The 13,793-nt window shown below is 70.5% G+C and carries 12 protein-coding genes and 1 pseudogene; 7 read left to right on the forward strand and 6 right to left on the reverse strand.

Annotated features, from left to right (window positions below; translation table 11 throughout):
* Nucleotides 1–77: 77 nt before the first annotated feature.
* A complete protein-coding gene (locus ACZ6TU_RS28050; protein ID WP_467677327.1) occupies nucleotides 78–833 on the reverse strand; it encodes a metallophosphoesterase in 756 nt (251 codons plus the stop codon).
* Nucleotides 830–1,629 (reverse strand): annotated as a pseudogene (locus ACZ6TU_RS28055) (NAD(P)-dependent oxidoreductase). The gene ACZ6TU_RS28050 and the pseudogene ACZ6TU_RS28055 overlap by 4 nt, the downstream one beginning before the upstream one ends.
* Here ACZ6TU_RS28055 and pdxR point away from each other — a divergent pair.
* Complete coding sequence (pdxR, locus tag ACZ6TU_RS28060) at nucleotides 1,529–2,947, forward strand: MocR-like pyridoxine biosynthesis transcription factor PdxR (protein WP_469551874.1); 1,419 nt, start codon at nucleotides 1,529–1,531, stop codon at nucleotides 2,945–2,947. The pseudogene ACZ6TU_RS28055 and the gene pdxR sit on opposite strands and share 101 nt — an antisense overlap.
* Nucleotides 2,948–3,100: 153 nt before the next feature.
* Here the strand turns inward: pdxR and ACZ6TU_RS28065 are convergent, their stop codons facing one another.
* The 4 genes from ACZ6TU_RS28065 to ACZ6TU_RS28080 all read right to left on the reverse strand — a co-directional run bounded on the left by ACZ6TU_RS28065 (nucleotide 3,101) and on the right by ACZ6TU_RS28080 (nucleotide 7,718).
* A complete protein-coding gene (locus ACZ6TU_RS28065) occupies nucleotides 3,101–3,802 on the reverse strand; it encodes a FadR/GntR family transcriptional regulator (RefSeq protein WP_467677331.1) in 702 nt (233 codons plus the stop codon).
* 87 nt (nucleotides 3,803–3,889) lie between these two features.
* The gene (locus ACZ6TU_RS28070) at nucleotides 3,890–4,933 is read right to left on the reverse strand and encodes an ABC transporter permease (protein ID WP_467677333.1); all 1,044 of its coding nucleotides are present in this window, start codon (nucleotides 4,931–4,933) and stop codon (nucleotides 3,890–3,892) included.
* Between the two features lie 2 nt (nucleotides 4,934–4,935).
* A complete protein-coding gene (locus tag ACZ6TU_RS28075) occupies nucleotides 4,936–6,546 on the reverse strand; it encodes a sugar ABC transporter ATP-binding protein (RefSeq protein WP_469551876.1) in 1,611 nt (536 codons plus the stop codon).
* Between the two features lie 119 nt (nucleotides 6,547–6,665).
* The gene (locus ACZ6TU_RS28080) at nucleotides 6,666–7,718 is read right to left on the reverse strand and encodes a sugar ABC transporter substrate-binding protein (protein WP_469551878.1); all 1,053 of its coding nucleotides are present in this window, start codon (nucleotides 7,716–7,718) and stop codon (nucleotides 6,666–6,668) included.
* Between the two features lie 853 nt (nucleotides 7,719–8,571).
* On the opposite strand from ACZ6TU_RS28080, the gene ACZ6TU_RS28085 reads away from it, so the two are divergent.
* The 6 genes from ACZ6TU_RS28085 to ACZ6TU_RS28110 are packed head-to-tail and all read left to right on the forward strand — an operon-like array spanning nucleotide 8,572 to nucleotide 13,783.
* The gene (locus ACZ6TU_RS28085; RefSeq protein ID WP_469551880.1) at nucleotides 8,572–9,423 is read left to right on the forward strand and encodes a fumarylacetoacetate hydrolase family protein; all 852 of its coding nucleotides are present in this window, start codon (nucleotides 8,572–8,574) and stop codon (nucleotides 9,421–9,423) included.
* 14 nt (nucleotides 9,424–9,437) lie between these two features.
* Nucleotides 9,438–10,775: an L-fuconate dehydratase gene (locus ACZ6TU_RS28090; protein WP_467677341.1), complete on the forward strand. Its 1,338-nt coding sequence runs from the start codon at nucleotides 9,438–9,440 to the stop codon at nucleotides 10,773–10,775.
* Nucleotides 10,772–11,545 carry an SDR family NAD(P)-dependent oxidoreductase gene (locus tag ACZ6TU_RS28095; protein WP_467677343.1) on the forward strand — a complete coding sequence of 258 codons (774 nt, stop codon included), beginning with the start codon at nucleotides 10,772–10,774 and terminating at the stop codon, nucleotides 11,543–11,545. Before ACZ6TU_RS28090 ends, ACZ6TU_RS28095 begins: the two co-directional genes overlap by 4 nt.
* The gene (locus ACZ6TU_RS28100; RefSeq protein ID WP_469551883.1) at nucleotides 11,542–12,570 is read left to right on the forward strand and encodes an aldo/keto reductase; all 1,029 of its coding nucleotides are present in this window, start codon (nucleotides 11,542–11,544) and stop codon (nucleotides 12,568–12,570) included. The genes ACZ6TU_RS28095 and ACZ6TU_RS28100 overlap by 4 nt, the downstream gene beginning before the upstream one ends.
* A complete protein-coding gene (locus ACZ6TU_RS28105) occupies nucleotides 12,567–12,878 on the forward strand; it encodes an L-rhamnose mutarotase (protein ID WP_467677347.1) in 312 nt (103 codons plus the stop codon). The genes ACZ6TU_RS28100 and ACZ6TU_RS28105 overlap by 4 nt, the downstream gene beginning before the upstream one ends.
* Entirely contained in the window at nucleotides 12,875–13,783 is a 909-nt protein-coding gene (locus tag ACZ6TU_RS28110) for an amidohydrolase family protein (protein ID WP_469551884.1), read from the forward strand. Before ACZ6TU_RS28105 ends, ACZ6TU_RS28110 begins: the two co-directional genes overlap by 4 nt.
* The last annotated feature ends 10 nt before the right edge of the window (nucleotides 13,784–13,793 follow it).

The following is a 13,793-nucleotide window of genomic DNA, read 5'->3' on the forward strand; positions in this document are numbered from 1 at the left end:
ACTACCGGTCGGCGGTCTCGTCGTCGATCTTTACGCACCGCGTGGTCAACAGGGTTCAAGGTCTGCTGACCACGTGATCAGGCGTTGACGCACCGGTAATGAGTGGTCAGCCCTCCCTCGTCGTCAAGCACATGGAAGGCGAGCGCGGGTGGCTGGTCGAGGTGGACGTGGTCCTCCGCATGGGCCCGGTGCTCCCAGGGGAGCCGGAGTGCGGAGACGACTCCCGGTGCCACCAGCAGCGGGCGTCCGGCGAAGGCGGTCGCCGCCGGGGTGTGGGCATGCCCGCACAGGAAGGCCGTGATGTTGGGGTGACGGCCTGTGAGCGCGGCGAGCCGCTCTGCTCCGAACTGTCGGATGCCGTCGACGAAGGGGACGTGCAGCGGGGCAGGCGGGTGGTGGAACCCGACCAGTACCGGCACCGCGTCCGGGGTCTGGGCCAGGACCTCCTCCAGCCACGCCAGCGTCTCGTCCTCGAGGAAGCCCTCGTCCTTGCCGGGCACCGAGGAGTCGCACAGCGCGATGACGACACCGGCGGCGCGGTGCACCAGGTTGACCGGTGCTGCCGAACCCGGCTGCCCGAGCAGGTGGTGCCGGAAGGCGGCGCGCTCGTCGTGGTTGCCGGGGCAGACCATGACCGGGTGCCGAGAGGTCAGCAGTCGGCGGGCCTGCTCGTACTCGGTGGGCAGGGCATGGTCGGCGATGTCTCCGGTAACCAGGACCGCGTCCAGGTCGTAGGGGAGGTCTTCGAGGTAGTCCATGACGGCCCGGGTGCGTTCGATGCTGCGGGGCCCGCTGTCGATGTGAGTGTCGCTGAGGTGGGCGATCACGTTCACCGCTGGAGTCCCTTCGTAGCAGCGTGCGGGACGTGGGGATCGACGGCCGAGTAGTCCTGAGCGAGGGATTCGCCCAGCATGCCAAGTACACCGAAGAGTGCGTTGTCGGCGACGAGTTTCGCCGCGGTGCCGGCCCCCAACTCCCCGACCCGCAACGGTGCACCCAGCTGCGCCAGAAGGGGCAAGCATCGCTCGACCAGCTCTTGTGGGCCACCCACCAGGATCCGCAGCGCCCCTGACGCCGCCTCGGCCACGCTGCCGAGCACCGGCGCGTCCAACAGTCCCGTACCCGCTGGCAGCACATGCGCGAGACGGGTCACCGAGGACGGCGACACCGTCGACATCTGCACGACGACCGCTCCAGGGAGGACCCCGGCCGCGATCCCGTGCTCGCCCTCGGTCACTGCCGGCAGTGCCTGCGGGTCGGCGACCATCACCATCACCGTCTCAGCCCCCGCACCGCGTCCGCCGGACTCGCCCCGACCGCGGCGCCCGCCTCCTGCAACGCCACCACCCGCTGCGGCGAGCGATTCCAGACGGTGACCTGGCAACCGTTGCCCGGTAACCGGCGGGCGATCGGCGCACCCATCGCGCCGAGCCCGATGACAGCGACCCGTTTCACGCTCATGCTCCCTCCGTCCAGGCGTCCAACACGAACGTAGAGGGCCGCAGGACCAGGATTAAGATCCAGTTCCATGCCAGAAAAATGGTCCAGTTCCCGGCTCGACCTGCACATCGATTTCGATGCCGCAGGGGGGCGTCGCTCCGGCCTTGAGTCCGCGCTCCGGGCGGCCATCCGCCAGGGACGCCTGCCCGCCGGAACGCTCCTGCCGTCCACCCGCGGGCTGGCCAGGGAACTCGGGCTCTCGCGGGGCACCGTCAGCGCCGCATACGACCAACTGGTCGAAGAGGGCCACCTGACCACGCGGCCGGGATCGGGCACCACCGTGGCCGAGATACCGCAACACGCCACGGATCCCGCACCCCCCGCACCCGCGCCGACGATTCCCCGCCACGACCTTCGCCCTGGGCTACCCGACGTCAGCGCCTTCCCCACCCGGGCCTGGCTTGCCTCCACCCGCCGAGTGCTCAACCGCGCCCGCCCCGATGTCTTCGGCGCCGGAGATCCGCAGGGCCGGATCGAGCTGCGCCACGCGCTCGCCGACTACCTGGGCCGCACTCGCGGCGTGATCACGACCCCGGACCGCATCGTGATCACCTCCGGCTACTACCAGGGCCTGGGCCTGCTCAGCGGCGTACTGGCCGCGGGCGGCATCGGCACCGCGGCCGTGGAGGACCCGGGCCACAACAGCTTCCGCGAAGTCGTGCAACGCGCCGGGTTCACCACCGTCGCCCTGCCCGTCGACGCCCACGGCGCCCGCGTGGAGGCGCTGACACAGCGCACGGGAGCCGTGTTCCTCACCCCCTCGCACCAGTACCCGACCGGTGTCCCGCTGCATCCGGGCCGCCGCCAGACACTGTGCGTATGGGCGCGCTCCACGGGCGGACTGATCGTCGAGGACGACTACGACGGCGAGTACCGCTACGATCGCCTACCCGTCGGCGCCCTCCAAGGCATCGCCCCTGACCATGTCGTCTACTGCGGAACCGCGTCCAAGACCCTTGGCCCTGCCCTACGTCTTGCCTGGATGGTCCTGCCGCCCCGCCTGGTGCCACCGTTGGTGCGGGCCAAGCGGGAAGCCGATTTGTACACCGAGACCCTGGGCCAGCTCGTCCTCGCCGACCTGATCACCACTCACGCCTACGACCGCCACATCCGCGCCGCCCGCCTGCGCTACCGCCGCCGCCGCGAACTCCTCGTCAACCGCTTGGCCGCCACCCCCGGCCTTACCACCCACGGCGTACCCGCCGGTCTGCACGCCCTCGTCACTCTCCCGTCCGACGGCCCCACCGAACACCAACTCCTGGCCAGATGTGCCCAGCACGGCCTCGCCCTGCGCGGTCTCACCGAACTCCACCACGACCCCGCCAACCGCCCGCAGGGCCTGCTGATCGGCTTCGCGGCCCCGTCCGAACACGGCTACCCAGCCGCCCTCGACACCTTGTTCACATCCCTGGCTTCGGATAGACCGGGTGGTGCTCCCGGCACGTAAGCACCACCGCCGGGTTTGGGGGGCCGCAGCCGGACCGGGCTGGAGCTGTCCAAAACGGTCGTCCCGCCGCGGCATTGTCAGGTGCTGGAGATCCACTATCCGAACGGTGAGGGAGACCGGATGGCGGCGCGGGCTGAGGGGGAGCGCTCGAGGTCAGTCGTCGATCGCCCGTATCGGGTCATCGGTCAGACTGGTGGCCAGCCACTGCTCAACGGCCGTGATGTGGACGGTCGCCGCAGAGGCGGCGAGCAGGGCGTCGCGTGACTGAAGCGCGCTGAGGATCTGCTCGTGGTCCTCGTGGGCGTTGTTCAGGGCGTGGCTGGTCTGGCTGCCGCGGACGATGCGGACGCGCTGTGTGCGGGTGGAGAGCACCTGCAGCAGCATCGACAGCACGGGGTTGCCGACCGCCTCGACGATCCTGAGGTGGAAGGCGATGTCGTGGGCGACGAACTCCTCCACGGTGGCGACGGTCCGGGACCGCTTGAGGATGTTGCGTAGTTCCCGGAGGTCCTCCTGCTTGAGCAGCGAGGCGGCCAGTCCTGTCGCCTGCGGTTCGAGCAGCCGTCGTACCTGGAGCAACTGCAGGGCCGTGTGGCCCTGGGAGACGTCGGCGGCGAAGGAGAGGCTCTCCAGCAGGAGATGGGGCTCCAGACTGGAGACGTACGTGCCGTCACCCTGCCGGGTGATCAGGATGCGCATGGCCGTCAGCGCCCGGACCGCCTCGCGCAGGGAGTTCCGGGACAGGCCGAGCTGTCCGGCGAGTATCTCCTCCTTGGGGAGCCGGGAGCCGGGCGCGAGTTCGCCGGCCAGGATCATCGCCTTGATCTTGTCGATCGCCTCGTCCGTCAGTGCCACGAGGGTGCCTCTCTGAGTAGGGGACGCGCCGGCGGACGCCTCTGCCGGGCCCGGCTCGGGGCCCGCGGAGCCGCTCGTGGTACGTGGCTATTCCTGCTTCTCGCCGGAGGCGAAGCGGGAGATGATCAGTGCGACGATGATGATGGCTCCGTTGAGGAACTGGTTCCACAGCGGTGGCACACCCGCCAACGTCATGACGTTCACGACGAGTTGCAGCGTCAGCACACCGGTGAGCGCGCCGAAGATCGAGCCCTTGCCGCCGTTGAGGCTGACCCCGCCGATGACGGTCGCGGCGAAGACCTGGAAGATCCAGCCGCTGCCCTGGGTGGCGGAGATGGAGCCGTAGTGGCCGCTGTAGAGGATACCGGCGAACGCGGCGAGGACGCTGCCGAGGATGAGGACGATCCACACGATGCGGTCGACGCGGATGCCGGCGGTGCGGGCCGCCTCCGGGTTGCCGCCGATCGCGTAGAGCGCCCGGCCGTGGCGCAGCCAGGCCAGCGCGCTGCCGCCGAGGGCGAAGAGCACCACGCAGATCCAGATCGCGGCCGGAACACCCAGCCACGACGACTTGCCCAGGTAGGTGAAGGAGGACGGCAGTTCCACGATGGACTGGCCCTCGGAGAGGGCGACCTGGAGTCCGCGCAGCATGGTGAGCATGCCGAGGGTGACGATGAAGCCGTTGAGACGCAGCTTCAGGATCAGGAAGCCGTTGACGGCCCCGATCACCACGCCCACCAGCAGACAGAGCGGTACGGCCGTCCACTCGGGGAGCAGCCCGAGGCCCGTGAACCGGGCTCCGCTGGTCGGCAGGACCAGCCACACGGCGATGACGGGCGCCACGCCGATGGTGGACTCCAGGGACAGGTCCATCCGGCCGCAGATCAGGATCAACGCTGTGGCCAGCACCAGCAGGCTGAGCTCGGTGGACTGCTGGGCCACACCGATGAGGTTGTCGGCGGTCAGGAAGGCCGGCGAGACGATGAACCCGATCAGGCCGAGGACGAGGATCGCCGGGACCAGGGACAGTTCACGGAAGCGCCCGAAGTCGACCCGGCGGTGCGTAGGATCCGCGGCGGCCGGCTCGGCCTTGCTCACTGCGGGCTCGGTGAGTTCTGTGGTGGCGGACATGACTACCTTCCGTGCTCGTCTGCGCCGGTTGAGGCGGGTACGGCGGATGCGGGGGACGCGGTGACGGGTGCCGTGTCACCGGCGACACCCTCGATGGCGGCGACGAGGGCCTCGTCCTTCCAGCCGCGGTCGAACTCGGCGACCAGGCGCCCGTGGAACATGACGACGACCCGGTCACAGACCTTCAGGTCGTCCAGTTCGTCGGAGACGATCAGCGCGGCCTTGCCGCCGTCCGCGGCCTGCCGGATGCGGCGCAGGAGGAACTCCTTGGACTTGACGTCCACTCCGTTGGTGGGGCGGATGGCCACCAGGACGTGCGGATCGGTGGCCAGGGCCCGGGCGACGACGACCTTCTGCTGGTTGCCGCCCGAGAGGGCGGAGACCGGGGTGGCGGCTCCCGGCGTCTTGATGTCGAGGTCCCTGATCATGCGTCCGGCGAACGCCTTGGTGCGGGCGGGCAGAACCGTGCCGAGCGGACCGAGCTGATCGGTGACGGTGAGCGTCGCGTTCTCCGCCACGCTGCGGTTGTTCACCAGCCCTTGGAGGTGGCGGTCCTCGGGGACCAGACCGACTCCGACGTTGAGGGCGGACGGCACACTGCCGGTGCGCACGGTCCTGCCGCCCACCGTGATACGGCCGTCCTTGGCGCGGTGCAGACCGGCGATCGTCTCACCCACCTGCACATTGCCGCTGGCGGTGGCACCGGCGAGCCCGACGACCTCGCCGGAGCGGACCGAGAGGGAGATGTCCTCGCAGACGCCGGGCAGGGTCAGGCCGTCGATCGCCAGCAGTTCCGGGGCATCCTCCCGCACGACCGGAGACCCTCCGGCAGCGGTGATCGTGGAGGCCGACTCGCCGGTCATGGCCTCCACCAGTGCCTGGTGACCGAGTTCGGCAACGGGCGCCGTCAGGATGTGGGCCGCGTCGCGGTAGACGGTGACGGTGGTGCAGAGGTCGTACACCTCTTGCAGATGGTGCGAGATGAAGAGGAAGGCGACGCCCTGCCGTTGGAGGTCGCGGAGCTTGTCGAAGAGGCGGTTGATGCCGCGGGCGTCGAGTTTCGCGGTCGGCTCGTCGAGGATGATGAAGCGTGCGCCGAACGACAGGGCCCGTGCGATCTCGACGAACTGCCGCTGCTCGACGGTGAGGTCCTTGGCCCGCGCGGTCGCGTCGACGGCCACGCCGTACTCGCCGAGCAGTTCCTCGGCACGCCGGCGCAGTTGCTTCCAGCGGATGGGCTGCACCGCCCCGGCACTCTGCCGGTTCAGGAAGAGGTTCTCGGCGACGGTCAGGTCACCGATGACGGTGGAGTGCTGATAGACGCAGGCCACGCGGGAGCGCCAGGCGTCGATGTCGCCGAAGGCAGGCGCCGGCTCGCCGGAGAAGCGCAGCGTGCCGGTGTCGGGTTGCTGGAGGCCGGTGAGGATGGACACGAGGGTCGACTTGCCGGCGCCGTTGCGTCCGACCAGGGCGTGCGCATCGCCGGGGGCGACGGTGATACGGGCGTCGCGCAGTGCGACGGTCGCGCCGAATCGTTTGCTGATACCGGTCGCCTCGGCCACGGGGGCCGGAGTGCCGGGGCCGGTCGCCGGGGCGGTCGCGGTGTCCGCCATGGTGGATACCGTCCTTCGTGTGCGGAGGCTGGAGCCGAGGGGTGCGGAGGCTGTTCGTGTCCGGGGGGGAGGGGGGAGGGGGCTGTGCGTCCCCCGACACGGCGGGCAGGGAGTGCCGGTCATCCGCCGACGTTGTTGCCCCACAGGGTCTTGTCGTCGACGTTGTCCTTGGTGACCAGAGGGGCCGGCAGCTGGTCTTCGAGGCCGTTGGGGAGCTTGATGATGGTGGAGTCGTGGTCGGTCCTGCCCGCCTTGAAGGTCTTGCCCTCGGCCGCGGCCTTGGCGTAGTACAGCGCGTACTTGGCGTAGAGGTCGGCGGGCTGGGAGACGGTGGCGTCGATCTGGCCCTTGCGGATGGCCTCGAACTCCTGCGGAATGCCGTCGTTGGAGACGATCGAGATGTGCCCCTTCTGGCCGGCCGGCTTGAGCAGGCCCTTCTGCTCGAGCAGCGCCAGGGTCGGCTGCAGGAAGACACCGCCCGCCTGCATGTAGATGCCGTTCAGGTCCGGGTGCTGGGCGAGCAGTGACTGCAGCTTGGCCGAGGCCACGTCGCCCTTCCAGTCGGTGGGCAGCTCGAACACCTTGATCTTCGGGAACTTCGTCTTCATGCACTCCGCGAAAGCCTCGGAGCGGTCGCGTCCATTGATCGAGTCCAGGGCGCCCTGGAACTCGGCGACCTTGCCCTTCCCGCCCAGCTGCTTGCCGAGGAACTCGCAGGCCTTGGTGCCGTAGGCCCGGTTGTCAGCCCGCACGACCATGTAGACGTCGCCCTTGTCGGGTCTGGTGTCGACGCTGACCACGGGGATCTTCTTCGACGCGAGCGTGTCGAGGGTGGAGGCGATGGCTCCGGTGTCCTGGGGGGCCATGACCACGGCCTTGGCGCCGGTGTTCTGGAACACCTGCACGTTGGCGACGAGCTTGGTGACGTCGTTCTGCGAGTTGCTGATCGGCAGCGCGTTGATGCCGTCGGACTTGACGCCCTTCTCGATGTACTGCGCGTAGGAGTTCCAGAAGTCGGAGTCGGAGCGCGGCAGGTCGATCCCGACGGCGGGCTTGTCGCCGCCCGAGGCGACGGAGGCGGTGCTTTCGCGGTTGCACGCGGTGGCGAGGGCCAGCACCGCGAGGACGGCGGTGGCGGCTGCGGCGGTGGAGCGGGTGCGAGCGAGCTTCATGGCCGTGTTCTCTCCTTAGCCAGGGCACAGGGCCGCAGGGCAACGGTGGGAGGGCGTACCTGCCTGCGGGGGGAGGGGCGAGGTCGCCGGACGGGCAGTTGCCGATCCGGCGCGGAAACGCGCGGATCGTGCCCTGAGGGGGGGTGTGAGGGTCAGCTGGGGGACCGAGGATGCGGAGGCGGAGCGACCGCACGGATGTGAGCCGAATGGGCGCACTGGACGGTGCAACCATTCCTCCGATGTATCCCGGACGCCGAGGACGTTACGACGGCGTTGCCGACGTTGACAAGGGTTCGCCGCCAGAGATTTGCGGGACATCACGTCGTAGGGCGCCGAGGTGCCGTCCCGCCTTCGCGACGCCGCGCTGACACCCCCTACGACCTGCAGCGTTCCGGCCTCCGTGCGAGACGGGCGATGAGCTGCGACAGCTCACGATTCGACAACGGGGCCTCCTGGACCGGCGGGGGCGAAGGCAGAGACGGGCCTCCGGGGGCCGTACCCCCTCGGGGTGGCCGGTGAATACCCGCCGGCCTCGCTCTCACCAGGGGAGAGTGGTCCTGCGACTCGCATGGGATTCATCGGATGGGGGGCTCGCGTGGCGGCCCCGTGGTCAGGCGTGATCACGAGGAATCCGTCGTTGTGAGCGCTTGACTGGCAAGGCCGACGAAATACACCCGAGGAATCCATTGTCAGGCGCGATCCTCGCCTCTAAGGTCACTGTGCCGCCATACATCCGATGACTGCGATGCGGATGAGCGAAGCCGTCTGACAGGCCCGGCCCGGCGCACCACAGGCGGCCAGCCCTACGGCCGGCCACCCCTCACACGAACCCCGCACGGCAAGGGAGCCCCCAGTGAAACTGCTACGAGTCGGCGCCCCCGGCGAGGAGCGACCCGCGGTCCGTACCGACGACGGCCGGCTGCTGGACCTCTCCTCGGTGACCGGGGACATCGACGGCGACTTCCTCGCCTCCGGGGGAGTGGACCGGACTCGCGCGGCCGTCGTGGCAGGCGGACTGCCTGAGCTCGGCACCGACGGCCTGCGGATAGGCGCTCCACTCGCCCGTCCCGGCAAGATCGTCTGCGTAGGTCTGAACTACCGCGACCACGCCGCCGAGACCGGCGCCGCGATCCCGCCCCGCCCGGTGGTCTTCATGAAGGACCCGGGCACGGTCGTCGGTCCGTACGACGAGGTGCTGATCCCCCGAGGCTCGGTCAAGACCGACTGGGAGGTCGAGCTGGCGGTCGTCATCGGACGGCGGGCCCGCTACCTCGACGGACCCGAGGCCGCGCGGGCCGTGATCGCGGGCTATGCGATCAGCCATGACGTCTCGGAGCGGGAGTTCCAGCTGGAGTACTCCCCGCAGTGGGACCTGGGCAAGTCCTGCGAGACCTTCAACCCGCTCGGCCCCTGGCTGGTCACCGCCGACGAGGCCGGTGACCCGCAGAACCTCGGCCTGCACCTGAGTGTCAACGGCGTGAAGCGGCAGGGCGGCCACACCAGCGACATGATCTTCCCGGTCGACCACATCGTGTCGTACCTGAGCCAGTACATGGTCCTGGAACCGGGCGACGTGATCAACACCGGTACGCCCGCGGGCGTGGCCCTCGGCCTTCCCGGCACCCCCTACCTCCGCCCCGGCGACACCGTCGAGCTTTCTGTCGACGGCCTCGGCAGCCAGCGCCAGACCTTCGCCCAAGCGTGAAAGGCAGCACCACCTTGACTACAACCTCCGCCCGGATCACCGCCGTCGACACCTACGACGTCCGCTTCCCCACCTCGCGGGAACTGGACGGCTCCGACGCGATGAACCCGGATCCCGACTACTCCGCCGCCTATGTCGTGCTGCGCACGGACGCGGCCGACGGGCACGAGGGCCACGGCTTCACCTTCACCATCGGACGCGGTAACGATGTCCAGGTCGCCGCGATCGGCGCCCTGCGGCCGCACCTCGTGGGCCGCTCCGTGGAGGAGCTGTGCGCCGACCCGGGCTCGGTCAGCCGTGACCTGATCGGAGACAGCCAGCTGCGCTGGCTGGGCCCCGAGAAGGGCGTGATGCACATGGCCATCGGCGCGGTCGTCAACGCCGTGTGGGACCTGGCCGCCAAGCGCGCCGGGCAGCCGCTGTGGCGGCTGCTCGCCCACGCCGCCCCCGAGTGGCTCGTCTCCCAGGTCGACTTCCGCTACATCGCCGACGCCCTCACCCCCGAGGACGCCCTCCGACTGCTGCGCGAGGGCCGTACCGGCCTCGCGGAGCGAGAGTCCGTCCTGCTGGAGCGCGGCTACCCCGGCTACACCACCTCTCCGGGCTGGCTCGGCTACTCCGACGAGAAGCTCACCCTGCTGGCCAAGCAGGCCGTCGCCGACGGCTTCACCCAGATCAAGCTCAAGGTCGGCGCCGACCTCGACGACGACATCCGCCGCATGCGCACCGCCCGTGCCGCCGTCGGCGAGGAGATCCGCATCGCCATCGACGCCAACCAGCGCTGGAACGTGGACGAGGCGGTCGAGTGGACCAAGGCGCTCGCCGAGTTCGACCCGTACTGGATCGAGGAACCCACCAGCCCCGACGACATCCTCGGCCACGCCGCCGTCCGCCGGGGCGTCGCCCCCGTGAAAGTCGCCACCGGCGAACACGTTCAGAACCGCATCGTCTTCAAGCAACTCCTCCAGGCCGGCGCCATCGACGTCCTCCAGATCGACGCGGCCCGGGTCGGCGGCGTCAACGAGAACCTCGCGATCCTGCTGCTCGCCGCCAAGTTCGGGGTGCCGGTGTGCCCGCACGCAGGCGGAGTCGGCCTGTGCGAGCTGGTGCAGCACCTGTCGATGTTCGACTATCTGGCGCTGTCCGGCACGACCGAGAACCGCGTCATCGAGTTCGTCGACCACCTTCACGAGCACTTCACCGCACCCGTGGTGATGCGCGACGGTCACTACACCGCGCCGCTGACCCCGGGCTTCTCCGCCACCATGCACCCCGAGTCCCTTGCCGAATACCGTTACCCGGACGGCGCCTTCTGGGCCGCCGACCTCGCTGGACGGGAGGAGGTGGCATGACCGGCCTGTCAGGACTCAGGGCCGTCGTCACCGGCGGCGCCTCCGGCATCGGGCTCGCCACGGCCCGCGCACTGGCGGAGCAGGGCGCGGCGGTCGCCGTGCTCGACCTCGACCCGGGCGGCGTCAGCGAACCACTGCTCGGCCTCCAGGCCGACGTCAGCGACGACGCCTCCGCGCGCTCCGCCGTGGAACAGGCCGCCGAGCGGCTCGGCGGCCTGGACATCGTCGTGAACAACGCGGGCATCGGCGCGGTGGGCACCATCGAGGACAACCCGGACGAGCAGTGGCACCGGGTTCTGGACGTCAACGTCCTCGGCATGGTGCGCACCACGCGCGCCGCCCTGCCCCACCTGCGCCGCGCTGCCACTGCCCGTCCGGGCACTGCGGCCGTCGTCAACACATGCTCGATCGCCGCCACCGCGGGCCTCCCGCAGCGCGCCCTGTACTGCGCCAGCAAGGGCGCGGTCCTCTCCCTGACTCTCGCCATGGCCGCCGACCACGTCCGCGAGGGCATCCGCGTCAACTGCGTCAACCCCGGCACCGCCGACACCCCCTGGGTCTCACGGCTGCTGGACGCGGCCGACGATCCCGAGGCCGAGCGCGCGGCCCTCAACGCCCGCCAGCCCATGGGACGCCTGGTCACCGCCGACGAGGTCGCCGCCGCCATCGTCTACCTGGCGAGTCCGGCCGCGGCGTCCGTCACCGGCACCGCGCTCGCGGTGGACGGCGGCATGCAGGGACTGCGACTGCGCCCGGTGGACCGGTCATGAGGACCACCACGCTGGGCGGCGGCACGGTACCGGTCTCGGAACTGGCGCTGGGCTGCGCCGCCCTCGGCAACCTCTTCCACCCGGTCACCGACGAGGCCGCCCACGCCACGGTGGAGGCGGCCTGGGACGCCGGCATCCGCACCTTCGACACCGCGCCCCACTACGGTCTCGGCCTGTCGGAACGCCGGCTCGGCGCCGCGCTGCGCGACCGCCCCCGTGACGCCTTCACCCTCTCCACCAAGGTCGGCCGGCTTCTCGTACCGGACCCGGACGGCAGCGCCGGCGACGACCTCGCCCACGGCTTCGCGGTCCCGGCGACCCACCGCCGCGTCTGGGACTTCAGCGCCGACGGAGTGCTGCGCTCCCTGGAGGCCAGCCTGGAACGCCTCGGCCTCGACCGGATCGACATCGCCCTGCTGCACGACCCCGACGACCACGCCGACCAGGCGCTGCGTGAGGCGTACCCGGCGCTGGAGCGGCTGCGCGCCGAAGGCGTGGTCGGGGCGATCGGCATCGGGATGAACCAGTCCGCCCTGCCCGCCCGGTTCCTGCGCGAGACCGACATCGACGTGGTTCTGCTGGCCGGCCGCTACACCCTCCTGGAACAGGACTCGCTCACCGAACTGCTCCCGGAGGCAGCAGCCCGCGACCGGAGCGTGGTCATCGGCGGGGTGTTCAACTCCGGGCTGCTGACGGCTCCCCGGCCCGGCGCCACGTACGACTACGCACCCGCGCCGCAGCCGGTCCTCGACCGGGCGCTGCGGCTCCTCGCGGTCTGTGAGCGCCATGACGTGCCGCTGCGCGCCGCCGCACTGCGCTTCCCGTTCGGCCATTCCGCGGTCGCGAGCGTCCTGACCGGCGCGCGCTCTCCCGAGGAGGTGCGCGACACGGTGGAGCAGTTGCGGCGCCCGATCCCGGACGCCCTGTGGGACGAGCTGCGCGCCGAGGGACTGCTGGACCCGGACACCCCCGTCCCCGCAGCCGCGCCGACCGGGAAAACCGCGCCGTCGAAGGAGCCGTCATGAGGGTTGCCCTGCACACCAAGGTCCGTGCCGACCGCATCGAGGAGTACGAGGCCGCGCACCGGGAGGTGCCCGAGGAACTCACCGCCGCGATCCGCGCCGCGGGGGTGAGCGAATGGACGATCTGGCGCAGCGGCACGGACCTGTTCCACGTGCTGGAGGTCGAGGACTACCAGGCGATGATCGCCGAACTCGACAAGCTGCCCGTCAACATCGCCTGGCAGGCCCGGATGGCCGACCTGCTCGACGTCGTCCACGACTACTCCGCGCAGGGCGCGGACGCCTCACTGCCGGTGGTGTGGGAACTGTGACCGGACCGGAGACCGTGCCCGGCATCGTGGACGCCCACCATCATGTGTGGGACCTTTCCGTCCGCGACCAGGACTGGATCAGGGGAGACGCACTCGCCCCGCTGCGACGCGACTTCACCCTCGCCGACCTGGCACCGGAGGCCCGCGCGGCCGGTGTCACCGCCACGGTGCTGGTGCAGACGATCGCCGTGCCGGAGGAGACCCCGGAGTTCCTGGCCCTGGCCGCCGACAGCGACCTGGTCGCCGGCGTCGTCGGCTGGACCGACCTGACCGCCCCCGATGTCGCCGAGACCCTCGCGGGTCTGGGCGCGGGCCCCGGAGGGGAGCGCCTGGTGGGCATCCGCCACCAGGTGCAGGGCGAGCCCGACCCGCACTGGCTCGTACGACCCGACGTACTGCACGGCCTTTCCGCGGTCGCCGAGGCGGGACTCGTCTACGACCTGGTGGTGAAGCCCCACCAACTCGCGGCGGCCGTCGAGGCCGCGGAGCGCCTGCCGGACCTCACCTTCGTCCTCGACCACCTCGGCAAGCCGCCCATCGCGTCCGGCGAACTCGCCCCCTGGGCGCGGCAGATCCGGCGCCTCGCCGCCCTCCCCAACACCGTCTGCAAACTCTCCGGCATGGTCACCGAAGCCGACTGGGACTCGTGGACCGTCGCGGCCCTCACGCCGTACGCCGACACGGTGCTCGACGCCTTCGGACCCGGGCGGCTGATGTTCGGCTCGGACTGGCCGGTCTGTCGGCTCGTCGCCACGTACGCCGAGGTGATCGCCGTCGCACGGCAGCTGACGGCCGAGCTCGGCCCGGCCGAGCGTCACGACGTCTTCACCGGTACGGCCATGCGGACCTACGACCTGCGCGTCACCGCACGTCCGGCCCCGCCCCAGGAAACCCCATGCGCATAGCCCTGCGATG

Source organism: Streptomyces sp. NPDC052064, from assembly GCF_055585925.1.

Excerpts from the sequence above, each read along its gene's own strand:
- pdxR (WP_469551874.1), top strand. The coding sequence starts at position 1,529 with ATGCCAGAAAAATGGTCCAGTTCCCGGCTCGACCTGCACATCGATTTC.
- ACZ6TU_RS28075 (WP_469551876.1), bottom strand. The coding sequence starts at position 6,546 with ATGGCGGACACCGCGACCGCCCCGGCGACCGGCCCCGGCACTCCGGCC.
- ACZ6TU_RS28070 (WP_467677333.1), bottom strand. The coding sequence starts at position 4,933 with ATGTCCGCCACCACAGAACTCACCGAGCCCGCAGTGAGCAAGGCCGAG.
- ACZ6TU_RS28100 (WP_469551883.1), top strand. The coding sequence starts at position 11,542 with ATGAGGACCACCACGCTGGGCGGCGGCACGGTACCGGTCTCGGAACTG.
- ACZ6TU_RS28105 (WP_467677347.1), top strand. The coding sequence starts at position 12,567 with ATGAGGGTTGCCCTGCACACCAAGGTCCGTGCCGACCGCATCGAGGAG.
- ACZ6TU_RS28095 (WP_467677343.1), top strand. The coding sequence starts at position 10,772 with ATGACCGGCCTGTCAGGACTCAGGGCCGTCGTCACCGGCGGCGCCTCC.
- ACZ6TU_RS28080 (WP_469551878.1), bottom strand. The coding sequence starts at position 7,718 with ATGAAGCTCGCTCGCACCCGCTCCACCGCCGCAGCCGCCACCGCCGTC.